The sequence below is a fragment of the Microcoleus anatoxicus genome (assembly GCF_042465725.1).
In the GTDB taxonomy this organism is placed as follows: domain Bacteria; phylum Cyanobacteriota; class Cyanobacteriia; order Cyanobacteriales; family Microcoleaceae; genus Microcoleus; species Microcoleus anatoxicus.
In genome coordinates this window covers 355,885-381,143 of sequence record NZ_CP120853.1, presented here as the reverse complement: position 1 = coordinate 381,143, position 25,259 = coordinate 355,885, and the positions used below count along the sequence as shown (strand labels likewise).

General features: G+C 43.0%; 23 protein-coding genes. 10 read left to right on the top strand and 13 right to left on the bottom strand.

Going from position 1 to position 25,259, the window contains the following annotated elements:
* The first annotated feature begins 175 nt into the window (after positions 1–175).
* Positions 176–1,336, top strand: a complete 1,161-nt coding sequence (locus P2A85_RS01690) for a hypothetical protein (protein ID WP_377477195.1) — start codon at positions 176–178, stop codon at positions 1,334–1,336.
* Positions 1,337–1,499: 163 nt separating this feature from the next.
* On the opposite strand, the gene P2A85_RS01685 is transcribed toward P2A85_RS01690, so the two are convergent.
* The 4 genes from P2A85_RS01685 to P2A85_RS01670 form a co-directional block, all read right to left on the bottom strand.
* Positions 1,500–3,194: a putative bifunctional diguanylate cyclase/phosphodiesterase gene (locus P2A85_RS01685; RefSeq protein ID WP_377477194.1), complete on the bottom strand. Its 1,695-nt coding sequence runs from the start codon at positions 3,192–3,194 to the stop codon at positions 1,500–1,502.
* Positions 3,184–5,565: a PAS domain S-box protein gene (locus P2A85_RS01680; protein ID WP_377477193.1), complete on the bottom strand. Its 2,382-nt coding sequence runs from the start codon at positions 5,563–5,565 to the stop codon at positions 3,184–3,186. Before P2A85_RS01680 ends, P2A85_RS01685 begins: the two co-directional genes overlap by 11 nt.
* Before the next feature lie 476 nt (positions 5,566–6,041).
* Positions 6,042–6,434, bottom strand: a complete 393-nt coding sequence (locus tag P2A85_RS01675; protein ID WP_377477192.1) for a DUF2237 family protein — start codon at positions 6,432–6,434, stop codon at positions 6,042–6,044.
* 40 nt (positions 6,435–6,474) lie between these two features.
* A complete protein-coding gene (locus tag P2A85_RS01670) occupies positions 6,475–7,008 on the bottom strand; it encodes a GNAT family N-acetyltransferase (RefSeq protein ID WP_377477191.1) in 534 nt (177 codons plus the stop codon).
* 214 nt (positions 7,009–7,222) lie between these two features.
* Between P2A85_RS01670 and P2A85_RS01665 the strand changes: the two genes are divergently transcribed.
* From P2A85_RS01665 to P2A85_RS01655, 3 genes are read left to right on the top strand one after another with little or no spacing between them, the layout of a single operon-like run.
* Positions 7,223–7,816, top strand: coding sequence for a TetR/AcrR family transcriptional regulator (locus P2A85_RS01665; protein WP_377477190.1), 594 nt, complete (start codon positions 7,223–7,225; stop codon positions 7,814–7,816).
* A complete protein-coding gene (locus P2A85_RS01660; protein WP_377477189.1) occupies positions 7,813–9,321 on the top strand; it encodes an HlyD family efflux transporter periplasmic adaptor subunit in 1,509 nt (502 codons plus the stop codon). Before P2A85_RS01665 ends, P2A85_RS01660 begins: the two co-directional genes overlap by 4 nt.
* A 34-nt stretch (positions 9,322–9,355) precedes the next feature.
* Entirely contained in the window at positions 9,356–9,988 is a 633-nt protein-coding gene (locus P2A85_RS01655) for a CatB-related O-acetyltransferase (RefSeq protein WP_377477188.1), read from the top strand.
* Positions 9,989–10,065: 77 nt separating this feature from the next.
* On the opposite strand, the gene P2A85_RS01650 is transcribed toward P2A85_RS01655, so the two are convergent.
* On the bottom strand, positions 10,066–10,212 hold the full coding sequence (locus tag P2A85_RS01650) for a hypothetical protein (protein WP_377477187.1): 147 nt from the start codon (positions 10,210–10,212) through the stop codon (positions 10,066–10,068).
* 18 nt (positions 10,213–10,230) lie between these two features.
* Here P2A85_RS01650 and devC point away from each other — a divergent pair, with 18 nt between their 5' ends.
* Complete coding sequence (devC, locus tag P2A85_RS01645; RefSeq protein ID WP_377477186.1) at positions 10,231–11,385, top strand: ABC transporter permease DevC; 1,155 nt, start codon at positions 10,231–10,233, stop codon at positions 11,383–11,385.
* Between the two features lie 40 nt (positions 11,386–11,425).
* Positions 11,426–12,151 carry a DevA family ABC transporter ATP-binding protein gene (locus P2A85_RS01640; RefSeq protein ID WP_340524741.1) on the top strand — a complete coding sequence of 242 codons (726 nt, stop codon included), beginning with the start codon at positions 11,426–11,428 and terminating at the stop codon, positions 12,149–12,151.
* Positions 12,152–12,176: 25 nt separating this feature from the next.
* On the opposite strand, the gene larC is transcribed toward P2A85_RS01640, so the two are convergent.
* The gene (gene larC / locus P2A85_RS01635; RefSeq protein ID WP_377477185.1) at positions 12,177–13,685 is read right to left on the bottom strand and encodes a nickel pincer cofactor biosynthesis protein LarC; all 1,509 of its coding nucleotides are present in this window, start codon (positions 13,683–13,685) and stop codon (positions 12,177–12,179) included.
* Positions 13,686–13,760: 75 nt separating this feature from the next.
* On the opposite strand from larC, the gene P2A85_RS01630 reads away from it, so the two are divergent.
* The gene (locus P2A85_RS01630; protein WP_377477184.1) at positions 13,761–14,429 is read left to right on the top strand and encodes an L-threonylcarbamoyladenylate synthase; all 669 of its coding nucleotides are present in this window, start codon (positions 13,761–13,763) and stop codon (positions 14,427–14,429) included.
* 107 nt (positions 14,430–14,536) lie between these two features.
* Here P2A85_RS01630 and P2A85_RS01625 read toward each other — a convergent pair whose 3' ends face one another.
* Positions 14,537–14,821, bottom strand: a complete 285-nt coding sequence (locus P2A85_RS01625) for a DUF427 domain-containing protein (RefSeq protein WP_340550069.1) — start codon at positions 14,819–14,821, stop codon at positions 14,537–14,539.
* A gap of 97 nt (positions 14,822–14,918) precedes the next feature.
* Here P2A85_RS01625 and recQ point away from each other — a divergent pair, with 97 nt between their 5' ends.
* Together recQ and P2A85_RS01615 are read left to right on the top strand one after the other, a co-directional pair.
* Positions 14,919–17,114, top strand: coding sequence for a DNA helicase RecQ (gene recQ, locus P2A85_RS01620; protein ID WP_377477182.1), 2,196 nt, complete (start codon positions 14,919–14,921; stop codon positions 17,112–17,114).
* Positions 17,115–17,451: 337 nt separating this feature from the next.
* Positions 17,452–17,829 carry a response regulator gene (locus P2A85_RS01615; RefSeq protein WP_377477181.1) on the top strand — a complete coding sequence of 126 codons (378 nt, stop codon included), beginning with the start codon at positions 17,452–17,454 and terminating at the stop codon, positions 17,827–17,829.
* A 14-nt stretch (positions 17,830–17,843) separates the two neighbouring features.
* Here P2A85_RS01615 and P2A85_RS01610 read toward each other — a convergent pair whose 3' ends face one another.
* The 4 genes from P2A85_RS01610 to P2A85_RS01595 form a co-directional block, all read right to left on the bottom strand.
* Positions 17,844–19,427: a mechanosensitive ion channel family protein gene (locus P2A85_RS01610; RefSeq protein WP_377477180.1), complete on the bottom strand. Its 1,584-nt coding sequence runs from the start codon at positions 19,425–19,427 to the stop codon at positions 17,844–17,846.
* Between the two features lie 370 nt (positions 19,428–19,797).
* On the bottom strand, positions 19,798–21,150 hold the full coding sequence (ovoA, locus tag P2A85_RS01605) for a 5-histidylcysteine sulfoxide synthase (protein ID WP_377477179.1): 1,353 nt from the start codon (positions 21,148–21,150) through the stop codon (positions 19,798–19,800).
* A 58-nt stretch (positions 21,151–21,208) separates the two neighbouring features.
* Complete coding sequence (locus tag P2A85_RS01600) at positions 21,209–21,343, bottom strand: L-histidine N(alpha)-methyltransferase (protein WP_377477178.1); 135 nt, start codon at positions 21,341–21,343, stop codon at positions 21,209–21,211.
* Positions 21,344–21,439: 96 nt separating this feature from the next.
* The gene (locus P2A85_RS01595) at positions 21,440–22,558 is read right to left on the bottom strand and encodes a mechanosensitive ion channel family protein (RefSeq protein ID WP_377477177.1); all 1,119 of its coding nucleotides are present in this window, start codon (positions 22,556–22,558) and stop codon (positions 21,440–21,442) included.
* 728 nt (positions 22,559–23,286) lie between these two features.
* On the opposite strand from P2A85_RS01595, the gene P2A85_RS01590 reads away from it, so the two are divergent.
* Positions 23,287–23,559: a DUF1816 domain-containing protein gene (locus P2A85_RS01590; RefSeq protein ID WP_377477176.1), complete on the top strand. Its 273-nt coding sequence runs from the start codon at positions 23,287–23,289 to the stop codon at positions 23,557–23,559.
* Positions 23,560–23,730: 171 nt separating this feature from the next.
* Here the strand turns inward: P2A85_RS01590 and P2A85_RS01585 are convergent, their stop codons facing one another.
* Both P2A85_RS01585 and P2A85_RS01580 read right to left on the bottom strand, forming a co-directional pair.
* Complete coding sequence (locus tag P2A85_RS01585; RefSeq protein WP_377477175.1) at positions 23,731–24,756, bottom strand: DnaJ C-terminal domain-containing protein; 1,026 nt, start codon at positions 24,754–24,756, stop codon at positions 23,731–23,733.
* A 265-nt stretch (positions 24,757–25,021) separates the two neighbouring features.
* The gene (locus P2A85_RS01580) at positions 25,022–25,222 is read right to left on the bottom strand and encodes a hypothetical protein (protein WP_377477173.1); all 201 of its coding nucleotides are present in this window, start codon (positions 25,220–25,222) and stop codon (positions 25,022–25,024) included.
* Between the last annotated feature and the right edge of the window lie 37 nt (positions 25,223–25,259).

Here is a 25,259-nt window from a genome sequence, read left to right as displayed (position 1 = left end):
GACTTGTTGTTAAATTGTCTGTCAAAAATCAAACTCATAACTCATAAATAACCTGCTCGTAACTCCTTAATAAACTATATCCAATACACTAATCTTTGGCTTGAATGGTTTGGACAGCAGCTATTTGTCCAACATACGCTCTCCGAGGCAAAGAATAATTGAGGATATTTATATCATGAAGTTTAGTTACTCCGTGTTTGAGCGCGTTACCACTAAGCGCGTGCTACGTAATATTTGTTTATGGGCGATCTTAGCATTCTTGGTCAGTTCCGCCATCAGTGTAGCAACTGCTGCTGATCCCAAACAGGAGAACAAGAGCCAGCCATACGCGATCGGCCTTTGGGGCGATCTTCCCTACTCAGACGTACAGGCGTTGACGGGGGTTCCGAACCTGATCGCTGACATGAACTCGCAAAACCTGGTCTTTACAGTCCACGACGGCGATCTGAAGGCGGGCAGTGGTACCCCCGGCTCGGTCACGCCGACCACCTGTAGCGAAGATTTCTATAAGCAATCCCTCGGATTCTTCAACGCGCTGAAGGCACCGGCAGCCTTCACACCGGGCGATAACGATTGGACTGACTGCGATCGCCCCGCAAACGGTGGATTCTCATCACGCGAGCGGCTCGATCGCGAGCGTCAGCTATTCTTCAACACCAAGTTTACACTCGGACAACGTAAGCTAGCCCAGAAAGTGCAGACAGCGCCGCTGTGCCTCGGCGTTGAGGGTGCCGTACCCTGTGTCGAAAACCGTCGCTGGGCAGTCGGTAATGTTACCTATGTCACCCTCAACGTTCCCGGTTCATGCAACAACCTCTGTGACACCGCACCTGACTCGGCTGAGTATAACGCACGCAACCAATCCAATATTGTCTGGTTGCGTGAGAGCTTTAAAGCAGCCAAGGACAGCAATTCAGTGGCGGTGATGATTATCACCCAAGCCAATCCGGGGTGGGATCTAACCGATGGCACCAGAGCGCCTTTGCGCGATCCGAAAACACTGGTGGAAACCGATAAGCAGGCTGATGGCACTCTCACGCCTGATGGCTACAAGGACTTTTTAATCGCGCTTCGCGATGAGACGATCGCTTTCCGTAAGCCGGTGGCCTACGTGCATGGCGACTCGCACTACTACCGCATTGACAAGCCATTTCTGGATAGTGAGGGTCAACGCCTTGAGAACTTCACTCGCGTCGAGACCTTTGGCAACAATGTGGCGAATGGCCTCAACGACGTGCAGTGGATCAAAGTGACCGTCAATCCCCGTGACCGAGAGGTATTTTCCTATCAGCCACAGATTGTTCCCAAGAATCGGGTAGCGGTTCCGGCAGTCTAACACCGCGCGGTTTTCTCAGCGGGGCGATTTATCGACAATTTCTCCGCCGTCTAACAAGACAGGGGATGAGCTGTTTTTAATACACAGCAGTTCCCGCTGTAAGCTTTCGCAAATCGGCTTTATTCCGATCGCCCAACCATCAGGATTTAAAGGGCGATCGGATTTATTGCATTTTTCTTTTTCCTTCTTCCGTCTTCCATAACTCCCAGCGCTTACCACTTTTCAACAGCGCTTCAAACTCATCCTGGGGCAAAGCCTTGCTGAAAAAATAGCCTTGAATTTCGTCACAATCGTGAGTACACAAAAAAGCAAGTTCCTGTTCATCTTCTACCCCCTCAGCCACCACCTTCATATTCATCGAGTGTGCCATTTGAATAATCGCGATCGTAATCGCTGCATTCTGACGATCCTCTGTAATATTCCGAATAAAACTCTTATCTATTTTCAGAACATCAAAGGGAAACCGCTTGGAATAACTTAAGGAGGCATATCCCGTGCCAAAATCGTCAATTGCCACCCTAATTCCCATTTTTTTCCACACACTAAAAGCTTGGGATACTGCCGTTTCATCTTGCAACACCAGACTTTCCGTCAATTCTAATTCCAGATATTTAGGGTCCAGACCAGTTTCTGTTAATATTTCACTGACTCTTTGCGTCAGATTTTTTTGATCGAACTGGCGGGCTGACACGTTGACTGCTACTCGTAGCAGACCCAAACCCTGCGCTTGCCAAGCTTTAGTTTGCCTACAAGCCGTCTCTAATACCCATTCCCCCAAAGGCGCAATCAAGCCCATTTCTTCAGCCATTGGAATGAATTCTCCAGGGGAAACCCGTCCCATTTCTGGATGGTTCCAACGCACTAAAGCTTCTGCACCCACTATTTTTCCCGTCTTTATTTCTACTTTAGGCTCATAGTAAACTTCAAATTCCGACCGTTTTAAAGCATTACGAAGACTCATTTCTTGAGCTAGTTTATTAATAGAATTATCTGCAATATTTCTGGCATGAAATTGATAATTATTTCCACCTTTTTCCTGAGCATAGTACATAGCTGTATAAGCATTTTTTAGCAAATCCTCTGCATCCCTACCGTCGCCCGGATACAAAGAAATACCCATACTAGCCGTGAGGTAAACTTCGCTGCTTTCTACAATGATTGCTTGGGCGACAATTTCCAAAATGCTGTGAACAATCTTGACCGCATCCTGTTTGTCTTTCACAGGTTCGAGAACCAGCGCAAATTCGGCTGCTTCCAAACGAGCCACCAGATGAATTTTATTGGTACAATTATTCAACCGCTGAGCAATACTGCAAATTACTAAATCACCAATATGGTGTCCCAAGGTACTATTAATCCGGTTAATTTTATCTAAGCTGAGAGTGACAACCGGAATGAATTCTGACAATTCTGTTTGCTCATTTAATAGCTGACTTAGCTTTTCTCGCAGCAAGGAACGATTTGGTAGATTTGTCAAGCAATCATACTGATGTCGGTGAAGGGCTATTTGAATAGTTGTGTGCAAGTTTTTTTCTTCAAATGGCTTGATGATGCAACCAAAAGGTTTGGTAGAATTCACTCGTCGCAATGTATTCTCATCGGCATAAGCTGTGAGGTAAATCACTGGGATTTGGAAGCGGGATCTAATTTTTTCTGCCGCTGTTATCCCGTCTATTTTTCCTTGTAAATTCACATCCATCAACACTAAATCTGGTCGCACTTCTGATGCGGCTATAATCGCTTCTTCCCCAGAATAGACAATCGCAGTTACTTGATATCCCAGACTTGTTAAACTGTCGAAAAGATCTTCAGCAATGATGCTTTCATCTTCTACTATCAGTATCTTATTATTTGACATTAAGTTTGCTCTCCTGGTGCATTTCTGGTTGTGAGAATGTTATTTTAAAAGCTGTTCCATCAGTTTTCAAAAGTTCTATATTCCCGCGAATTTGCTTAACCAAAGATACGACTAAACGCAACCCCAATGTTCGAGAGTTTTTATAGTCTAAGTCTTTTGGTAAACCAATACCGCTGTCGCTAACAACTAGCACGCAGACCCTGTTATCATCGAAACTGAAATCTATTTTGATTGTACCTTGATTTTGCTCTGGAAAAGCATACTTTAGGGAATTTGTCACAAATTCGTTGATAATTAATCCGCAAGGAACTGCGGTGTCAATATTCAGAAAACATGGTGCAATCTTTGTTTGTAATTTAATTCCTTTGGCATTGATTTCATAGGCTTGGAATAAATTTTGGGCTAGGTTGTGGATATAATCAGCAAAGTCAATCTTTGATAAGTCTTTGGATTGATACAATTGTTCGTGAACCAGAGCCATTGACCTGACTCGGTTTTGGCTTTCTTTTAGCAGTTCAGTAACGTGGCTATCTTGAATATAGCGAGACTGAAGTTTGAGCAAACTGGAAATAACTTGCAGGTTGTTTTTGACGCGGTGATGAATTTCTTGGAGTAGCACTTCTTTTTCGGCTAGGGAAGCTTTGATTTTATCTTCATCTCGCTTGCGGTCTGTAATGTCGCGCACTACTGCTTGTAAGAATTTCTCTCCATTAATTTCCATGCTGTTTAACAGCACTTCTGCGGGAAATTCTGAACCGTCGAGTCGTTTGTGAACCCAGTCAAATCGACAGCTTCCTGTTTCCATGGCTGTGGCTATTTTTTGTTTAGAAAGAGTCTTTGAATCTTCTCCGTTAGGCTGAAATGGTGGAGATAAATCCCTGGGATGTTTACCATAGAAATCTTCTTTTTTGCTACATCCAAATATTTTTAATGTTGCGAAGTTGCAGTCAAAAAACATCTCTTCATTTAGCAACATTACTGCGTCGCTGGTGGCTTCATAAAGGCTCCGAAATTTGTGTTCTGATTCTTGCAAGGAAGCAATTAATTGGGTTTTTTGAGCTTCGGCGCGTTTGCGATCGGTAATGTCGATTCCTACGGACACTGCTGCGGTTCCTTGATGATATTTTTGAGCGACTATTAAATAGTTGCGCAGGGAGCCGTTAATTTTTATTTCTATTTCTTGCGATGTTTCCCGATCTGAACTTTCAAAAAATTGCCGCAGTAGTTGTCCAAAGTTAGATCCTCGTTCGAGAAACCCTATTTCTTCACCAACAAAGCTTTCAGGAGAACGCTTGAATGAAGTTGCTAAGTGCTGGTTGACTCCTATATACCGCAAATCTGAATCGATCCAAGAAATTAATCCCGGTACGGCATTTAAAACTGCCCAAAGTTGATCTGTTGTTTTTTCTAGAGCTTCTTCCGATCGCTTGCGATCGCTAATATCTGTCGCCGTACCAGTTAGTCCTAAAATAGTGCCGTTTTCGGCTTGGTTAACGATGCTGTTTACCCGCAGGTGAACGGGAGTGCCGTCTTTGCGAAGATGTACTGTTTCGTAAGCATAGTTAGGTGCTGGGGGCTGAAGGCTGGTGTTATCTAACAGTTGTTCAAATATTTGTATTTGTAAGGGTTTGTGTTCGGGAAGCAAAAATTCCGTGAAACTGCGCCCGATCATTTCTGGTGGTTCATAACCGTAGATGCGTTCGGCGGCGGCATTGACAAAGGTTAACAAGCCTTGAATATCGACAGACCAAATTAATTCTTGGGAGGTTTGGACGAGATTGCGGTACTTTTTTTCGCTTTCGTAAAGTGCTGCATGAAAGTTTTTTGTTTGCTGCTGAAGCTGGCGTTGTAATTCTTGATTTGCTTTTTGCAATGCCGCTGGCGATCGCGATCCATCCCCTATTTCCGTAGAAACACCGACAGCACCGACAACTTCGCCCTGGGGATTGTATACAGGTGTCGATCGAATTTCGTATATTAAATCCCCCTGTTGGGCATTCCAATAGCGTGAGTTTCCCGCCAATACCCAAGTCATATTTTCATAGATATCTGGATGGTGATTGTAGACTTCAAAAATCGAGGTTCTGGTGAGTTCTTCTGGGGAAAAACCCAAATTTTCTCGTCCTTTGCCTTCGGCAAGCGTTAATTTGCCGTTTTTGTCTGTCGCCCATAGCAGAATCGGAGCAACACCCATCGCTCTTTGCCAAGTCTCGTTGGCTGTTTTGAGGCGATCGATTTCCCCTTGAAGTTGCTCGCGGGTGTTGTTTAATTCTGCTGTTAGCTGCTCTACTATGAGCTGCAAGTTAGTAGTAGTGTCTGGCGTTTGCGCCCTCGCACAGGAGCAATAGCTTGATTTGTTAGACTGTGACATAGTTTCTCCCAGAGGCACTCTGATTTTTAGGCAAGCCTATTTTTTAAGCATAAACTTTTCCTGTCAACTCTTACGGTTAACTGGGATACTCATTTTGTAAATTAGGGATATTATAAAGCTTGTTTAAAGCAATTAGGAGTTGCCTGTCGTTGCGCTGTTTTGCTCCCAATCGATCGACAACAGGCTAAATCATTACTGCTAATCAGTATTTTTACGTCTATTATGGGTAGACTTGCCAAAATCAATTCCGTAATCTTCACCTTTTTTCTATCCCATAATTGTAAAGTTATGATTAATGTGCGTAAATATACTGAATATAGTCATTAGTTATTGGTTATTAGTTATTGGTTATTAGTTATTAGTTATTGGTTATTGGTCAACTGTCAACTGTGGCGCGCCGTGTCCTTCCACCCTTCGGCTACGCGGTTGGAGCAGCGGAGTCGAAGGGTCAACTGTCAACTGTCAACCATTTTTCCCTACAAATCAGCAGCGTGCTGCTTCAATTCCTCCAAAGAAACGTATTCCAAAGTTAAGGCGTGAGTCGCTGACAAAACTACCTTGGGTGCAACTCCAGCATCCATCGCTTCCTTCCAGCGTGACGCACATAAACACCAGCAATCCCCTGGTTTCAAACCGGGAAAATTAAATGCGGGGACTGGAGTTATCAAATCATTTCCCCTCGACTTGCTGAATTGCAAAAAATCTGCTGTCAATTGAGCACAAACTGTGTGAGCCCCATAGTCGCCACCACCTGTATTGCATTTGCCATCCCGATAATATCCCGTCATGGGCGACGTGCAGCAAGTTTCTAATTTTCCACCCAACACATTTGTAGCTTCTGTCACAATTGCCACTCCTTGATAAAACATTCTCTCTAAATTATACCTCTGAGTTTGAGCGATAAAAATGTTAGAGATTTTTGGTCATGGCAAAGTTGATGAATTTTTGCCCTCTCCGTGCTACCTCTTGTTGTTTAATTACCACAAATTTTTGGTTGTCAAAGAAAGGTTTGGCTGTAATACTGGCTTCGGTAAATATTGTTTTTAGTCCTAATTCCTTGGCTTTGGCTTCAATCTGTTCTAATATTTTTGTGCCTACTCCTTTCCTTTGAAAGTCCTTGTGGCAGTAAAAGCGATCGATATGACCGTTGATTTCTAGTTCTCCAAAACCTGCAATTATGTCACCTTCTGTCGCTACAAAAGTAAATTTATTGCTTAAACTTTTGACCCAATTTTCCCGGTCGATGTCAACAGGAGCCCAAGCGTCTACTTGTGCTTTTGTGTAATCCTGGATATTTACTTGGTGTACGGTTTCATAAAACAGTTTGATAATTTGTTCGGTATCCCCTATTTCGTAGTTTCTGACTTTCATAGTTGGTTTCCAGAGGGTGCAAAAAGGCGATCGATACAGTTGGATTAATTTCTGCCACTTCCATTGACTCAAATAATTTTACTGTACCTCTTGACAAAATCTACCACTTTGTGCAAGATTAATTATAACAAATGTTCGATATACCAACACCTAACTCAACAGCTAAACCTAAGCTAGGACTTAGGTTATAGTATATCGGATGTTCGATATAGTAATATGTTTCGATCGATTTTAAATTTTCGATAACCTAGGATCTAAAATCCACCATTTCAGATCGATCGACCTTATGCCAAAGATAGTTGACCACGAACTCTACCGCAAACAACTGTTGAACCAATGCTTTGAAATCTTTGCCGAAAAAGGCTATTCCTCAGTAACAATGCGTGAAATAGCCTCAGAAATTGGAGTTTCTACAGGCACGCTTTACCACTATTTCCCCAGTAAAGAAAGCCTATTCGATCAATTAATTGAATACTTGAGCTATGAAGATACAAAAGAAGAAGCGCTAGCGGAATTAGGAAATCCACCAACCCTAGGTGAAAAGATTGAAAAACTGATGGAATATGTCTGTAAAAGTGAGGATTATATTGTCAAAAGTTTGTCAATAACCTTTGATTTTTGTCATCACAAAACTCGGCAAGAGGTTGAGAGTAATCAGGCACTTCAGGAAGCAGGAAAGCGCTATGAAGAAGCCGTAGGCTGCTACTTAGGCATCTCCAATCCAGAAATTCCGATATTTATCATCAACTATATTGATGGTTTGTTGGGAAGAAGATTTTATCAAGGTGAAAGGATTTCTTTCACAGAGCAAGCGAATTTATTAAAAGAGATGTTGGTGGCTTATCTAGAAAAAACCAAGTCAAATAGAGGAGATATATGAACTTTCAAGATTACATCAAACCTCACAATCGATTGGTAACGGGATTAGTAATTGCTGGCGCTTTAATTAGCGTGGGTACTGCTTTTTATGGAATTTCTCAGTCGGGAATTATCAGTGAAACTGCTGAACCTTTGCCTGTGGAAACAACTCCTCCAGCTAGGAAAATAACCGCTTTAGGAAGATTGGAACCCCAAGGAGAAGTGATTCGGTTGGGAGTATCGCAAAATCTCAATGGCGATCGCATTTCGCAGATTTTAGTCAAAGAAGGCGATCCGGTGAAAGCTGGGCAGTTAATCGCAATTTTGGATGCAGGCGATCGGCTAAAATCTGCCTTAGACGAAGCCAAAGAAAAAGTAAAAGTTGCCCAAGCAAATTTAGCAAAAGTCAAAGCCGGTGCAAAATCAGGAGAAATTGCAGCACAATCAGCGACAATTGGCAAGCTAGCAGCAGAATTGCAAGGGAATCAAACAGCGCAACAAGCAACAGTCGATCGCACCCTCGCCCAATGGGAAGGAGACAGAAGCGCCCAGCAAGCGACAATTAACAGAATCACCGCCCAGTGGGAAGGAGAAAAGAAAGCTCAAACAGCAACAATTAGCCGCATAAATGCACAGTGGAAAGGAGAAAAACAAGCACAAATAGCAGCGATTAACAAGTTGCAAGCAGAGTTAAATAATGCACAATCTGAATACGTGCGAAATCAACAACTTGTTGTCGAAGGTGCAATTTCTAAATCCGTAATGGATACCAAAAAGCTAGCAGTAGAAACCAACAGCCAGCAAGTTAAAGAAGCTCAAGCAAATCTCAGCAGGATTAATAGTACAGCAACAGAGCAACTTGAAGAAGCCCAAGCAAATCTCGATCGAATCAACAATACAGCCAAACAGCAACTGAAGGAAGCCCAAGCCAATCTTTCGAGAATTAATAATACAGCCAAACAGCAGCTAAATGAAGCCGAAGCCAATCTCAAACGCATCAAAGGAAGTGGTAGCCAACAACTAGAAGAAGCGAAAGCCACTCTCGAAAAAATAGCCGAAGTACGCCCGGTAGATATAGAAGCAGCCGAAACAGAAATCAATAGTGCGATCGCCCAAGTCAAGCGCGCCCAAGCGGAATTAAATCAAGCTTATATCCGCACCCCAACTCCCGGAAAAATCCTCAAAATTCATACTCGCCCAGGCGAAAAAATTAGCGACGAAGGTATTGCGGATGTAGGAAAAACTGAGCAAATGGTAGTCGTAGCCGAAGTTTATCAAACTGATATTAGCAAAATCAAAGTCGGTCAAAAAGCAACTGTCACCAGCCAAGCATTTCCCGGAGAATTGCCAGGAGTTGTTAAAGAGATTGGATTGAAAGTCAGCAAACAAAATGTGTTTAGCAACCAACCGGGAGAAAACTTGGACAGCCGAGTAGTGGAAGTAAAACTTCACTTGAATTCAGAAGGTAGCAAACAAGTTGAAGGGTTGACAAACTTGCAGGTAATGGTAGCAATTCAGAAAGACTAAAGTCCCGAATCCGAACCTTGAAGGATGGAAAGTTATGGCAGAATTTGGTCCAGATCCAAACCTACCTTATCCCATGATAGACCAGTGGCGCGTAGGTTTCATCAAAAACTTTGTGAAATCGCCTAATATTATTGTCGGTGATTACTCCTACTATGACGATCCGACTGGTCCGGAAAACTTCGATAAAAATGTACTTTATAACTACGGAAATGACAGATTAATTATTGGTAAATTTTGTGCGATCGCCACCAATGTCAAATTCATCATGAATGGTGCAAACCACAAACTAGACGGCATTTCAACCTATCCTTTTCCTGTTTTTGGTAATGGTTGGGAAACAGCCATGAATTTATTAATGGAATTGCCAAGTAAAGGAGACATTGTGATTGGTAATGATGTGTGGATTGGTTACGAAGCAGTGATTATGCCCGGAGTCAAAATCGGTGATGGTGTGGTGATTGCAGCGAAATCTGTGGTGGTAAAAGATGTTCCGGCTTACACCATTGTCGGTGGAAATCCCGCAGGTATAATCAAACAGCGTTTCAGCGATGCTGAAGTTGCACAATTATTAGAAATTCGGTGGTGGGATTGGCAAATTGACAAGATTACGCGCCATATTAACTTGATTATGAACAGTGATATTCAAGCACTGATAGATGCGGAATAAAAGGGAGCATCCCGATTTCGCATAGGCGAAGCATGACCGCTGTAAATCTCAGGCGATCGCTAATAAATTGTCTGCGGTCATGCTTCGCCCCTACGAATTACCAATAACCAATAACCAATTCCCAATTCCCAATTCCCAATTCCCAATTCCCAATTCCCAATTCCCCATTCCCAATTCCCAATTCCCAATTCCCAATTCCCAATTCCCAATTCCCCATTCCCCATTCCCCATTCCCAAATTATATGTTTCGTAAAACACCCCTTGCATGGTTGCAAGTAACCAGAGAAAAAACCCGCCTTGCAGTTGCCATTGCCGGCATTGCCTTTGCAGATATCCTAATCTTCGTGCAACTAGGATTCCGAGATGCACTTTTCGATTCTGCCATCAAACCGCACCAAAGTTTACAAACAGACTTAGTGTTAATCAATCCTCAATTTGAAACATTTGCTGCGGTAAAAAGTTTCAAAAGAGATAGATTATACCAAGCCCAAGGATTTGAAGGAGTCAAATCTGTAACTTCTTTGCATATTGATATTGGGCGGTGGCGAAATCCCACCAATCGCACTACGAGAGCGATTTTAATTTTTGGAGTAGATCCCGGAAACATCACATTTAATTTGCCAGATGTCAACAAACAACTGCATCAAATTCAAATGTTTAATCATGCCTTATTCGACCAATCTTCGAGACCTGAATATGGCGATATTGCCCAAATTATCCAGAAAGAATCCAGCCTTGAAACAGAACTAAACAAACGCAACATTCAAGTATCGGGTTTATTTACCCTCGGTACTTCTTTCACCGCTGATGGGAATGTCATAGTCAGTGACTCCACATTCATGAACTTATTTCCCGAAAGGAAACCAGATGAAATTGATGTGGGTTTAATCACCCTTAAACCTGGTGCAGATATCAAAAAAGTCCAGTCTATGCTACAAGCAACTTTACCCAATGATGTTAAAGTTTTAACCTTAGCAGAATTTGCGGAAATAGAGAAAGCTTACTGGGCAAATGCTACCCCCATCGGCTTTATTTTTGGATTTGGCACTATCATCGGATTTATTGTGGGTCTAATTATTGTTTACCAAATTCTTTACTCCGATGTTTCCGACCACTTAGCAGAATATGCTACTTTAAAAGCAATGGGATATAGCGATCGCTATTTAGTAGGAGTCTTAATTCAAGAAGCTCTCCTCTTAGCAGTTTTAGGTTTTATGCCAGGAATTATTATCGCCAATGGAATGTATTCCCTAGCACAATCTGCCACTTTACTACCAATTATAATGACCACAAATCGAGCAGTAGTAGTGTTAGGTTTGACGATTGTGATGTGTACAGGTTCTGGTGCGATCGCTCTTCGGAAACTTCAATCAGCAGACCCCGCAGACATCTTTTAATCAGCGCTAATTTTCGGTAAATTTTGCCCCAAAAATCCCCATGGAAACCCTAAATCTCCCTGCTGAAACCACCACGACAACCGAACCAGTAATTTCCGTCAAAAACCTCAATCACTACTTCGGTCAAGGGTCCCTCAAAAAACAAGCCTTATTTGACATAAATCTGGATATCAACCCAGGAGAAATAGTAATTATGACGGGGCCCTCCGGTTCCGGGAAAACAACGTTATTAACCATGTTAGGAGGCTTGCGTTCTGCCCAGGAAGGGAGTCTCAAAATTCTGGGACAAGAAATAGTCTCGGCTAGCAAACATCAATTAACCAAACTGAGAAAGCAAATTGGGTATATTTTTCAAGCACACAATCTGATGACATTTTTGACAGCCAAGCAAAACGTGCGAATGTCTTTGGAATTGCATAAAGAAATGCTAAATCAGAATATGGATGCTTTGTCCATAGCAATGTTAGAAGCAGTGGGTTTGGGAGAGAGGGCTAATTATTACCCCGAAAATTTGTCAGGAGGACAGAAACAAAGAGTGGCGATCGCCCGTGCGTTAGTCAGCCATCCTAAAATAGTATTAGCCGATGAACCCACTGCTGCTTTAGACAAAAAATCCGGGCGAGATGTGGTAGAAATTATGCAGAAACTAGCCAAAGAACAAGGTTGCACGATTTTGCTTGTCACCCACGACAATCGTATTTTGGATATTGCCGATCGCATTATTTACATGGAAGACGGGCATTTAGTCACAAATGTCGCAGATTAAAGTCATGAAGCTAGAATAGGCTGTATCATGGAGCGTACCAACTTTCCAGCGCCAAACGATGAACTTCCCGCCAGCTAATATTGTTAAGTCGGGCAATTTCTGCACAATCTTCGTATTCCGGCTGCACATTAGTAATCATTTCTCCACTCTTGGCAACTTTGATGTGTACTGGGCCGTACTTGGTTTGAACTTTCTGGATTTCTCGGTGCAAAATAGTTCTTTGTTGAGTCGATCGCCTAATTCCCAAAGTAGTAGTTTCGCGAAAGATGACTGTTTCGCAAGCAGCCTGATGTTCGGGATGACAAATCACAGTTAACAACACCCCCAGCCGCGACTTTTTCATCACAATTGGTTGAGTAAAAACATCCAGAGCACCGCAGACAAACAAAGCATCAAAAACATAGGCGATCGCCTGGGGACTCAAATCATCAATTTGGGTTTCCAATACCATAATAGTTTCTTGGCAATTGGAAATGGGAAATGGGGAATCTGCGACTTTCCCCCCTTGGGGGGTGAATGGGGAATCTGCGACTTTCCCCCCTTGGGGGGGGTAGGGGGGGGTTGACTTCTTCCCTCCAATTTTCCCCCCTTGGGGGGGGTAGGGGGGGGTTGACTTCTTCCCTCCAATTTTCCCCCCTTGGGGGGGGTAGGGGGGGGTTGCTTTCTCCCCAATCCAGAGGCGCAAAATATTAGGAATTGCCAGCATTCTAGAACCGGCACCCAATCCGATCGCCTGAATCTGCATAGATGGTGGCGGGCCAAACCCAGAAGCCAGAGTACAGGCGATCGCAGTACCCGTTGGCGTACACAATTCGCGATCGATCCCATTGCTATAAACCGGCACTTGGTGCATTTCCCACAACCGCATCACCGCCGGTGTCGGCACCACCAATCTACCGTGGGCTGCTTTCACCGTACCGCCCCCAGTGGGCATTGCCGAAAAGTAACACTCATCAATATCCAACCAATCCAAACCCAAACAAGTACCGATAATATCCACCAGTGCATCCGTAGCGCCCACTTCGTGAAAATAAACCTCCTCTGGGGAGATACCATGTACGGCACCTTCAGCCTCTGCCAATTTCCGAAATACAGCCAAACTCCAGGCTTCCACGCGCGGAGGTAACTGGGCCAAGAGGATGATGCGCTCAATTTCTGGCAAGTGGCGATGGGGATTGTGGCTAGTTTCGGCATCTCCAGCGTCGTGATGGTGAGAATGTTCGTCACCCTGGTGATGGTGGTGGTGAGTGCGATCGAATGTGGGGGATTCGGTTTCCGAGGGATCGAGGGTAGAGTCAGCCGCCAGATTTTGAGCTTTTTTCGGCAAATCCGCAATCAAATCCACATGAAATTTAGTTGCTTGTTGAGTATTGCGATGGACTAATTCGGTACGCAGTTGATACTCTGTCGAAATTCCCAATAAATGTAGTTTTTCAATTAGGTACTCCAAGGGGACGCCGGCATGGACGAGGGCTCCCAGACACATATCGCCAGCAATACCGGTTGGGCATTCAAAATAAGCTATTTTATTCATTATTAACAATTAATTTTCATCATTGATTGTTTCAGCGGATATTTCGATCGCCCAATTAGCCTGCAATATCATAACATGGCAATTATTTACGAAGTGCATCCAGTTACACCCCAAAAAGACCGAATCGAGAAGATTAAAAACGCCCTAAAAGCTGGGGCCGTAATGCTTTATCCGACTGATACAGTTTACGCGATCGGCTGCGATATCAATGCTAAATCTGCGGTAGAACGAGTCCGGCAGATCAAGCAACTCTCTAATGATAAACCTTTAACGTTCCTCTGTTCTTCTCTGTCAAATATTGCCGAGTATGCCATTGTCACCAACGAAGCTTACAGGATTATCAAGCGATTAATTCCTGGACCTTATACGTTTGTGTTGCCAGCTACCAAGTTAGTGCCCCGGTTGGTGATGAACCCAAAACGCAAAACTACGGGCATTCGCGTGCCCGATCGCCCAATTTGTTTTACACTGTTGGAAGCCTTGGGAAATCCAATTATTTCCACATCCGCTCACATGACTACCGATGATGACGAAGGTGAAGCACCATCAGCCGCCAGCAAAACACAAAACTTTGGCAAAGCTGAACTATTTGACTGTTTGGAAAAATTGGTAGATATTATTGTTGATGACGGTTCCGATCCTGGATATCAAGTATCTACCATCCTAGATTTAACAGACAAAGAACCGGTGATTGTTCGTCGCGGTTTGGGATGGGAAGCTGCGGCTGCTTGGGCAGAGTCATAGTATAGCAGAAACTCCCGCCTGTTCGAGCTTTGAAAATACCATAAAACTAACTCTTGGTGGAACAGGCTGGATTGCCTGTTCTATCAAGAGATTAACTCAAACAAGCCTTAAGCTTCTACCTTAACTCCTTTCCAAAAAGCAATGTAGCCTGCAATATTTTTAGCAGCATCTTTCGGAGTAGGATAATACCAAGCGGCATCTTTATTAACTTGTCCACCCACTTCAATACTGTAGTAACTAGCGACACCTTTCCAACCGCAAGTAGTGTGGGTGCTGCTGTCCTTAAAATATTCAGGCTTGATGGCATCTGGCGGGAAATAAAGATTGTTTTCTACGACTTCGCACTTGTCGCTCTCGGCCAAAACGGCACCATTCCAAATAGCTTTCGGCATCGGTTTCTCTGGTTAAATTAAGAATTTTAATTATTGTAACTGTATTTGTACTCAAAAAGCATAGAATAATGTAGAACTCACAAACCAACTACTGCAAATGTCAGGGTCGAATCTGCCCACATCTCCTGTCCCACCCACCCTCGAACAAGCTCTGAAACATTTTTTTGGCTATGACTCCTTCCGTGCGGGACAACGAGAAATTGTCGAAGCTGCTCTCCAAAAACGAGATCAGATGATTGTGATGCCGACAGGGGGTGGCAAGTCTTTGTGTTTTCAATTGCCAGCCCTATTGAAACCGGGTTTAAGTGTAGTTGTTTCCCCCTTAATTGCCTTGATGCAAGACCAGGTGGAAGCTTTGGTAGATAATGGGATTGGGGCGACTTTTCTCAATAGCACTTTGAATTCTCAGGAAGTGCGATCGCGCGAAACTGCAATTCTCGAAGGTAAAATTAAACTACTCTATGTTGCTCCAGAACGCTTGCTGGGGGAGAGATTTTTGCCATTCTTAGATATAGTAGCAGCTAAGTTGGGAATTTCAGCTTTTGCGATCGACGAAGCCCACTGCGTTTCCGAATGGGGACACGATTTTCGTCCCGAATACCGACAAATGGAACGAGTGCGCGATCGCTACCCAGACATCCCCATTATGGCACTAACTGCCACCGCCACTGAGCGCGTCCGCCAAGATATTATCCAGCAGTTAACCCTGCGCAATCCTTACATCCACGTCGCCAGTTTCAATCGCCCCAATTTATACTACGAAGTTAGGTCCAAAACCAAGCACAGTTTTGCCGAAGTTTTGCAAATAATCCAAAAAAAAGGCGGTTCGGGAATTATCTACTGTCTCAGCCGCAAAAAAGTAGAAGAAGTTGCCTATAAATTGCAACAAAGTGGCATCCCAGCTTTACCCTATCACGCTGGCATGAACGATAGCGATCGCACAACCAACCAAACCCGCTTCATTCGTGACGACGTACAAGTAATGGTAGCCACAGTTGCCTTCGGAATGGGAATCAACAAACCCGATGTCCGATTTGTCATTCACTACGACTTACCCAAAAATCTCGAAGGATACTATCAAGAATCAGGTCGAGCAGGCAGAGACAACGAACCATCCCATTGTACCCTATTTTTTGGATTCGGTGATGTCAAAACCATCGAATATATCATCGATCAAAAACCCGATGAACAAGAACAGCGCATAGCCCGCCAACAATTACGAAGAGTCATCAACTACGCTCAATCAACCGATTGTCGTCGCACAATTCAGCTAAGTTATTTTGGGGACTCATTCCCCGGCAATTGTGGAAATTGCGATAACTGTTGCCACCAAAAACCAGTAGAAGACTGCACAATAGAAGCCATGAAATTTCTTTCCTGCGTCGCCAGATGCAAAGAAAAATTTGGCATGAATCACATCATAGACGTGTTGCGAGGCTCGAAAAATCAAAAAGTATTGCAATACCAACACAACCAACTTTCTACCTACGGCATCGGCAAAGATAGAAGTGCCGAAGATTGGAAAATATTAGTACGTTCACTGTTAAATCAAGGTTTGTTAGATGAAACAACCGACGGCTTCCCCATCTTGAAACTAAACGATAAAAGTTGGGAAGTCATGAAACGTCAGCGCACAGTAGAAATCGCCATTCAACCCAAACGCGAAGTACAAGCAACAAATCGCTCTTTAGCCGTAGAAGTGGAAAGTTTATTTGCCATATTGCGGACGCTGCGTAAACAAATTGCCGATGAACAATTCGTGCCACCCTATGTAATTTTTGCTGATAAAAGCTTGCGAGACATGGCAGAAAAACGCCCCCAAAACCTCACAGAATTCGTAGAAGTTTACGGAGTTGGTAGCAACAAGCGAGATAAGTACGGTAAAGTTTTCTTGGAAGCGATTCGGACTTTTTGTAAAGAAAAAGGCTTGCCAACAGGTGCTGCACCTTCTGCTATAGTTCAAAGTTCCAATGTTCCGAATCTTCCTTCCTATACACAGATGCAAACCTGGGAATTGCACCGAAAAGGTTTGACTGTTGAAGGCATAGCAGAAATCAGAGGAATGAGTCCTACTACAATTGTTGGGCACTTAGTAGAATTGATCGACATGGAGCAGCAAGTCGATATCCATTTGTTGGTTGAACCGGAACGACAGCAGCCAATTGTGCAAGCAATTGAGATTATTGGGGATGAGAGATTGAAAGCAATTTATGAGTTTTTGCAAGAAGCTTATAGCTTTGAGGAGATTAAGTTGGTGCGTGCTTGGTGGCGACAAAATTACGTGGGTTTTTGATAAAAAAAGGTCGGACACGCGAGTGGCGTGTCCTAATTTTGGCTACTAATAATGCAGTTTTAGGTCTTTTCTGAATTCGCCAACAGTGTCTTCGCTATTTCTAGGCCATTTATTAAATTTAGCCGCGTAGCAGCTTAACTCCCATGAAAATTCTATTAGTTGAGGACGATCGAGCAATAGCAGCGCTTCTGTGCCAAACTCTCACTTCCCATCGCTATGCCGTCGATTTAGCCAGCGATGGGCCATTGGCATTGTAGAGAAGAAGCGCATAAATTAGTCGGTGGACTGGGAACTTTTGGTTACGCGAAAGGATTGGATTTAAACTATTGATGCAACAATGACAAAACACATTCTAGTGATTGATGATGAAGCGGACATTCGAGACGTGATGCAAATGTCGCTCAAAGGCTTTGGGGGTTGGAAAGTGATGCAGGCGGAGTCTGGCAGCGAAGGCTTGCTCAAAGCGAAGGCAGAACCCTTTGATGCCATCCTTCTCGATATCTCCATGCCGGAGATGGACGGGTTTGAGTGCTTTGAGCATCTGCAAGCCGATCTACAAACTCAGATGATTCCAGTTGTTTTGCTGACGGCTAAAGCATTACCGAGCGATCGTCGTCGCTTTGCTGCAATGGGGGTAGCCGGAGTGATTATTAAGCCGTTCAATTCAAGACAAGTCTGGAAACAGGTAGCTGAAATTTTGGGGTGGAGCGTTTAGAAACTTCTGTGTAGTCATTTTTCACTTGCAATATGAGCCGGAAATAGAATACATTCTTGCAGCAAGGTATCCATAATTTTTTTCCGCAGAATGCGCTGGATCAGAAGATGCTTTCCCGGCTTGACCTTCGTCATTGTCCGTAGCAATAAGTTAGACTCGCCTAAACTTTCCACGCCATCTACCTGTGTGGGTTCAAGTACATCTGAATAATTTGCTTTTAACTCTTGTCCTATCTCTTCAATTACTTGATAGACTTTGGCTAAGTTGGTATTATAAGGTACGCAAAATTCCACTACTGCAAATATGTATTGTTTCGAGTAATTGGTAATTGAGCCAATATCCCCATTGCGAATAATCTGTAATTGACCATTCGGATGTCGGATGCGGGTGGTTCTCAGTTCAATCGCCTCAACAGTACCCTCTACTGTTTTCTCTTCGGCTTTCCCCGCCTCAATATAGTCACCCACTAAATAGTAGTTTTCAAACAGAATAAAGAAGCCGCTGACTATATCGTTGATTAGTGTCTGTGCGCCTAAACCTACAGCTATCCCAACAATACCCGCACCAGCCAGTATGGGAGTTGGATTAATGTCGAGGGTATAAAGGATAGAAATCCCCACGGTGAAATAAACTAAGTATTGCAACAAACTCCGAAACAGAGGAATCAGAGTTAAGCGTCTGCTTGTTTGTATTTCAGTCAAATTATGGTCTTTAAATGCCACCTCTTCGATCAGTAAGTAGATCACCTCAAAGAACACCTGACTTATGAAAATAATGGCAATGATCTTGATAATTCGCAGACCAAAATCGGACAGTTTGGCGATTAACTCTATCTGCTGAGTTACCAATGTTGCCATGCAGACATAGATCGCAAATTCCAGACACCGCTTCAAAAGAGGGCTCAGGTGTTGTAGGCGATCGTAGAATCTCAATAGGTTATCAGGGCTGGAGTATCTGAGGCTGAGAGCATCTAGGGTATCAACGATCGCTGCAACTGCTTTGAGTATGAGTAATCCGACAGCAACGATCAGATAGATTCGTAGTGCGATCGACAGATAGTCTGAAACTACTCCTGGTAATTTGAGAAACTGAGTACAGGAAACGATCGCCCACAGCCAAATTCCCCCTTTGATTCTTTGATAGAGTGCGCTAAAGAAAGCATCAATACTTTCATCGTCGGTAGTGCTTCTTTCTATGTTTTGGGCGCGAATACTAGCTAGCTTCAGGAAATATTTGAGGAATTTCAGGGCGATCGCTGCTACAATTACGGTGCCAATACTTTGAGCAATGCCAATTCCCAGTGTCAGCCAAAATTCTGATGGGATACGGAGAATTAGTAAGAGTGTATATTTTTGCAAGTCTTCACCTCGATAGAGGAGAAAACCATTAGCACCTATAAGCAAAATGCACAGCACCGAGCAAGTAAGAAACAACAATCCTGTGATGTTCCGGCGCAGGATTTTGCCCCCTCTATCGTCGAGCTTAAATATTGATAATTTTATCAATAGCTTGGATAGATTTCCGACAAGCCAATTTAAGAACAGAAAAATAATTATTACCAGGCCGACTTCGGCCAAGACAATTAATAGGCTCATCATTGTTTATTCGGTTGTTTTTAGGACAATTTTCGTAGATAAAATCCCAAACATTGACCTACCAATCGTACAATCCAGAGTTACTTTTGGCAGTTTCTAACATTCTGGGGTGAGTGGGAGAACAGAATTTAAAATTGAGATAGTGCTTGGTCTACATCTTCTATTATCTCACTTTTAATCACTTTAAATTCAATCAATTTCACATTGCCATATTCTCAATTACCAACAAATTAACCACCTGGGGAAACTTGTATTGATTACTTTTTTTATACCAATACTTTTTTAAAATGATTAGTTGTAGATGTCATTTGATTTCGCTATTCTCTGGATTAATTTGGGGTTAAATTCGAGCTTAAATAAATTTTTAAGCTTCTTAGCTGTGCGATATAGCTATCCTAAAACCAGCGTGTTGATAAAAATTGGGACGGAACCAATTGCGATAAAACTTTAAGGCTTCTGTGCCATTTGTCACCCAAGCACCACCCAACATCATCTTATGTTGACTATCAAAAAAGGGTGCGGCATTATCTTCATAAAGAAAATGGGTTTTAAATCCTGGTAATTGGTTAAAATCATCATTCAACCATTCCCAAACATTCCCCCGTAAATCGTACAATCCAGAAGGACTTTCGGCTTGTTTCAATATACCGACTGGGCTCGGTGAACCAAATTTTAAATTGAGATTGAAATCATTTATCGTATCTAATGCAATGCTTTTTGCATAAGCATCAGATCCATAAGTTGCTAAATTCCATTCCGCTTCACTCATTAAGCGAATTCCCTCACCTTTCCAGCGACAGTAAGCCATTGCTTCATAATGATTGACTTCCACTGGCCAATCTAAAGGTAGTTCAATTTCATCAAACATAGCTCGATATTTGTAACTACCATTATTAGGTATCCAAAATTGGGGATGTTTGACATTATATTCAGTTTTCCAACCCCAAGATTCTTCATCCCAATAATCTTGTTTTTCGTAGCCACCAGCAGTAACAAATTCCTTAAATTCTGCATTGGTTATCATATACTTACTGGCTGAAAAGGGTTCAACCTTAACTTGACGATAACCATATTCACAATCCCAACCATAAAGGGGGAAATCTTCGGGTTTACCAAGTTCAACCAACCCACCAGAAACTTCGATCATTTCATTATGGGAAATGTTGCCATTAGAAGGTGCATATTGCCATCCGTCAGGACATTCAACTTTCTCTACAGGAAGTTGTCGGATTAGCATGGAAGAAGTTTCAAAATGAATGCGCTGATGTTCGATACCCATCATCAATGCCCAAAGGGGATGATTTTGATGAATTGGGAGATTAAGTGGCGTGTTTTTAATCACTTCTGAAATGATTTCATAAGCTTGGTGGCGATATTCCCAAACCTTTGCTACTTCCGGCCATTGAATATGAGAAATGGCGGCATTGAGTTCATCAGGAGTTTGCGGATCAACCCCAAATCCAAATATTAATTCATAATCTGGGAGCAGAACTTTTTCCAACAAATTAACCCAGCTTAATTTGTTCATGTAAAAAGCCGCAGAATGACCTAAGTAAAAAATTAAGGGGTTCCTTAAGGAATCTGGATTGAGATAAAATGTTTCCGATCCAACCATGCTTTTCATCAGCATATCTTCCATTTCCCAGGCGTTTTGAAAATAACTGAGAATGGCTTCTATGCTACAAGTATTCAGTTGGATTGGGTGTTGAAATTTGAGACTATTCATGCTGGTAACTTTTGTTTTTCAATGGGTTGGAATACTAATCAGATAAGTCTAGGAATTCTCAATGCACAACATGGCTTTTTTGGCAATGTAAGTACATTTGAATTTGATTCTCTTTTTGATTGTAAATGGCTTGATGGCTGAATAAATCCGTGTCAAAATCGCCTTGAAAACGCCACTTTAAATGCTCAAGCATATTATCGCATAAATTACCTCGTCATCTTGAGTATTTTGGTAAAATTTGTTGGCATCCATTCACAGGCAAGAATGAATTCTTGCCGTAAATGGATGCTCAATTGTTGGTTACTTGTAGACTCTGTTTATATTTTTCCGGCTCAGTTCTAAGTTCCACATGAAGGAAATCTATTCCCTCTTGTTCTAGTAATTCTAGGATAGCTAGATTTAAGTTTTTCTCAGCATCAAAGTAGAGATTGTCATCATTAACAAAAGCAACGACTTTAATGACTCTGGCATTATTTTCAATCTTGCTAAAACGAACTATTATTTCTTTCGATAATCCCTTAATATTTGAGGGCATTTCTCGAAGAGCATCGCATATTCTGGCAGTTTGCTTTGCTGATATGCCATCAATTTTGAGAGTTAAACTAAGACCCCACTTTAATTCACTACCAGGATTTTGTGACCAATTTTCTACAATGCCAGAAATCATTTTAGAATTAGGCATTTTCATTATAGAACCCCACTGATATATATGCAGAGTTGTGGTTCTGAATCCGATATGGAGTATCTGCACAAAACCCTCTACTCCTGATATTCCCACCCAGTCACCTTCTCGATAGAGATTATCGGAGTAAATAATCAATGTACAAAACCAATCATAAACGATATCCTTCAACAGCAAACCAAAAGTGATACCAGCACCGCCTAATAGACCAACCAATGCAGCGGCAGATTGTCCTAAAAATATCTCACTTATCTTGATTGCCAATACAATAATTGCTGCTGATTGAAAAATCTTTGGCATTAAAGGTCTGAGCAATTCATCAAGCTCTGTTTCAGTGTGTAGCAATACGTTGGCTATTACCTGACCCAAAATAGAAGAGCCTCGGTAAACAACATAAGCAACTATGAAAATGACTATGTAGTTGAGCGTACTACCGATGGTTTGGTTCAGTTGAGAGCCTAAATTCTCTGCCAGAATTTCTTTGCTCAGTGAAAATCCACCAATCAGAATCAGCCAACTTGAAGCCGGCTTGATAATTGCAATCAACTCATCATCAAGTGTCGTTTCGGTTTTTTTAGTAAAACGCTCAATGGTTTTAACAATGACTGCAACAAAAAATCTCCTTAATGTCTGTGTCAACGTCAGGATAATGATAACAACAGCGATTTTGGCAATCGGTATGCCGGAGTAATTGATATTTTTTAGCGTGTCCCAAACTGCTTCCATAGGTTAATCAACGGGTAATTGAGTTTTTCTACTTGACCACGAAACTATTGGGAGAAATCCGCCTAAGTTATTTTTTTTTACTGGCGGAATGAATTGATCCCGTTTAGCGAGTCAGTAATAAGTAATCAGAGATTACCAGACTTTAGGGCAAAAATATAAGAAATATATGAGATGCCCAAAATTTGGTTTTTGCGTAGTTAGGGTAAACCTTCGCTACCTTTACCCCAACCAGGGAGAGGAGGGTGTTTCTCACTCCTTTCTCTGGTTGGGCGGCACCCCTGACTTCGCCACCTTCATCACCGTCCCTGAGCCGCCGTCGCGGCTCCGGATCGTCGATCGCACTCTAGATGTGGGGCGAACTAGGTGGGGCTGACACCCCGGCTTTCTGGCGTCGCCAGGGGCGGCCAATTGAAGGTTGACGCACAGTGTCAACTTTTCTAACAATCATTGACATACGCTACTAGATGGGCTTGCGGATAATTTTCACCAGGACAATTGCTGTTGTTAGCAATTGTTGCTGTTACGATATAAGGGTTAGTCAACAGAGTAACTGACTTGGCGACTGCTATATTAAAATCAATCACGGAGGCGATCGCCAATTATCGATACTTGCCTAAAGTCTCAACAATTACCTGAGCCTAATCAGCACTGAGGACGATTCCAGCTAGCTATTTGCCCTGATAAGTTAAGAACAGTAAAAATTACTTGACTTATTGCAGAGGTGTATAATGTTCGGACTTTCTATCTTGGCTATGTACGTGATGACTTTTTTGATACTCACTCAACCTATGAGTAGTGGTAGGAATCGCGACTGGTGGGTGGAAGTGGATACAGACTCACCAAACCGCACCTATTACTTTGGCCCCTATCGAAGTAAAGATGAAGCCGAAAATAGCACGATCGGCTATATCAGAGACCTGGAAAGGAAAGGAGCTAAAAAAATTAGCATCGACATCAAACAAGGTCGCCAACCCACCCAACTACAAACCAGCGAAGAGTAACATAATAGGTTGAAGGCTAAAACATGAAGAGGTCGATCGATATAAATCCTGTCACATTGCGGGTTCACAAATATCCATAACTTCACATCTAGATATTTGTCAACCCGCCTAAATCCAAGAACAGGTTTGCATTCCTTCCTTGGTTCATCAGGTATCGGTGACTAAAGTTTGTCAAAGCAGGCCTTGGTTTAAATGGCTGCGAGGATTAAAAGTACGATTTGCCTTGATTTTTTCATAACATTCGCGTTCTAGAGTGCTAATTTCTTTTGGCGGTACGATCGCAATTTTCACCAAAAGATCCGTTCGTTCATCTTTGTTAGGTTTGGGCCACCCCTTACCCCGCAACCGCAAAGACTGTCCCGATCGCATTCCAGCAGGAAATTTTACCGTTATCATACCTTCCGGGGCCGGCACCTCAATCGACGCTCCCAAAACCGCTTCATCGGGAGTTATCGGCACTTCGCAAACCAAATTTTCTCCATCAAACTGGAAGAAAGGATGAGGCAAAACTTCCACTTTCAAGTACAAATCTCCCTGCTGCTTCGTATAGGGATCGACTTGACCTTTGCCTTTGACCCTAATTTTGCTACCAGTTTTCACTCCCGCAGGAATCGAAACTTCCCCGCTGGCGACTTTCTTAGAAGTGCCACGAAATGCTTCCCCCAAAGTCAGGGAAATACTGACTTCAGTGTTGAGAGAGGTTCCCGCCGCGCGGTTTTCGTACCCCGCAAAATCTTCAAATCCGCCAAAACCAGTGGGACCCCCTGCGGTAGTGCGGTAGTTGCTGTAATTCCACTTACCACTGTGGCCGGCACTAGCACCCGCGCCGCCACCCCGGCCGAGCAATGTATTGATAAATTCATCAAAACTGCCGTACTGGCTGAAGTCCACCCCACCAAAGTCTGTAGGGCCACTTCCCGAAGGCCCGCCACCACCGGGCCAGCCCCCAGTCGTTGCAGCAGCTTGCTTCCAATATTGACCGTATTGGTCGTATTTTTTGCGTTTTTCTGGGTCTGACAAAACTTCGTAGGCTTCGTTGACTTCTTTAAAACGAGCTTCGGCTTCCTTGTTCCCTGGGTTCATGTCCGGGTGATATTTCCGGGCTAGTTTGCGGAAAGTTTTTTTAATTTCATCTGCGCTGGTAGTTTTGTTGAGTCCCAAAATAGCGTAATAGTCTTTAAAGTCGGTTGCAGCCATTTACCAATCTCCTCTTTATTAGTTGTTACTTGTTAGTTTTTAGAAGCAATAAATCCTAGATTCACAGGATAGGCAATAATTTTGATGCTGGCGGTGAAAGTTCCCCGGGGCATCTCATCCAAATTATAGGCTATCAAATGTTTGGAGCGGATCGAGTGCGGTTGTTCCAAGCTTTATGTCCGCAATTTCCACACCTGGTCAGATTTGAGATTGGATATTTAAGATTTTAAATTAGGGAACTGTTGTCATGAAAGCTGTTGAGTCATTATCGGCTGTGGGCATTTTGGCATGGTGGAGGCCATGCTAGGGATGTGGCTGCGCTGAGGTGCGCCCCGTTTACTGTCACGGACGATCGCTCTTTGGGATCGATGACTAGAAGGCGATCGTCTTCACCTAGTCCGGGCGCGCGATCGTCTTTATCTATTTTGGGAGCGGTGAAAATTTTACAGTCAACTCCCTTGTTCACAACCGCCCATCTAATTTTTAGATTCCCAAACCCAAAA

Bases quoted from the DNA above. Each gene is read 5' to 3' on its own strand.
- P2A85_RS01690 (WP_377477195.1), top strand. From the start codon at position 176: ATGAAGTTTAGTTACTCCGTGTTTGAGCGCGTTACCACTAAGCGCGTG.
- P2A85_RS01685 (WP_377477194.1), bottom strand. From the start codon at position 3,194: ATGTCAAATAATAAGATACTGATAGTAGAAGATGAAAGCATCATTGCT.
- P2A85_RS01680 (WP_377477193.1), bottom strand. From the start codon at position 5,565: ATGTCACAGTCTAACAAATCAAGCTATTGCTCCTGTGCGAGGGCGCAA.
- P2A85_RS01675 (WP_377477192.1), bottom strand. From the start codon at position 6,434: ATGTTTTATCAAGGAGTGGCAATTGTGACAGAAGCTACAAATGTGTTG.
- P2A85_RS01665 (WP_377477190.1), top strand. From the start codon at position 7,223: ATGCCAAAGATAGTTGACCACGAACTCTACCGCAAACAACTGTTGAAC.
- P2A85_RS01660 (WP_377477189.1), top strand. From the start codon at position 7,813: ATGAACTTTCAAGATTACATCAAACCTCACAATCGATTGGTAACGGGA.
- P2A85_RS01655 (WP_377477188.1), top strand. From the start codon at position 9,356: ATGGCAGAATTTGGTCCAGATCCAAACCTACCTTATCCCATGATAGAC.
- P2A85_RS01650 (WP_377477187.1), bottom strand. From the start codon at position 10,212: ATGGGGAATGGGGAATTGGGAATTGGGAATTGGGAATTGGGAATTGGG.
- devC (WP_377477186.1), top strand. From the start codon at position 10,231: ATGTTTCGTAAAACACCCCTTGCATGGTTGCAAGTAACCAGAGAAAAA.
- P2A85_RS01640 (WP_340524741.1), top strand. From the start codon at position 11,426: ATGGAAACCCTAAATCTCCCTGCTGAAACCACCACGACAACCGAACCA.
- larC (WP_377477185.1), bottom strand. From the start codon at position 13,685: ATGAATAAAATAGCTTATTTTGAATGCCCAACCGGTATTGCTGGCGAT.
- P2A85_RS01630 (WP_377477184.1), top strand. From the start codon at position 13,761: ATGGCAATTATTTACGAAGTGCATCCAGTTACACCCCAAAAAGACCGA.
- P2A85_RS01625 (WP_340550069.1), bottom strand. From the start codon at position 14,821: ATGCCGAAAGCTATTTGGAATGGTGCCGTTTTGGCCGAGAGCGACAAG.
- recQ (WP_377477182.1), top strand. From the start codon at position 14,919: ATGTCAGGGTCGAATCTGCCCACATCTCCTGTCCCACCCACCCTCGAA.
- P2A85_RS01615 (WP_377477181.1), top strand. From the start codon at position 17,452: ATGACAAAACACATTCTAGTGATTGATGATGAAGCGGACATTCGAGAC.
- P2A85_RS01610 (WP_377477180.1), bottom strand. From the start codon at position 19,427: ATGATGAGCCTATTAATTGTCTTGGCCGAAGTCGGCCTGGTAATAATT.
- ovoA (WP_377477179.1), bottom strand. From the start codon at position 21,150: ATGAATAGTCTCAAATTTCAACACCCAATCCAACTGAATACTTGTAGC.
- P2A85_RS01600 (WP_377477178.1), bottom strand. From the start codon at position 21,343: ATGCTTGAGCATTTAAAGTGGCGTTTTCAAGGCGATTTTGACACGGAT.
- P2A85_RS01595 (WP_377477177.1), bottom strand. From the start codon at position 22,558: ATGGAAGCAGTTTGGGACACGCTAAAAAATATCAATTACTCCGGCATA.
- P2A85_RS01590 (WP_377477176.1), top strand. From the start codon at position 23,287: ATGTTCGGACTTTCTATCTTGGCTATGTACGTGATGACTTTTTTGATA.
- P2A85_RS01585 (WP_377477175.1), bottom strand. From the start codon at position 24,756: ATGGCTGCAACCGACTTTAAAGACTATTACGCTATTTTGGGACTCAAC.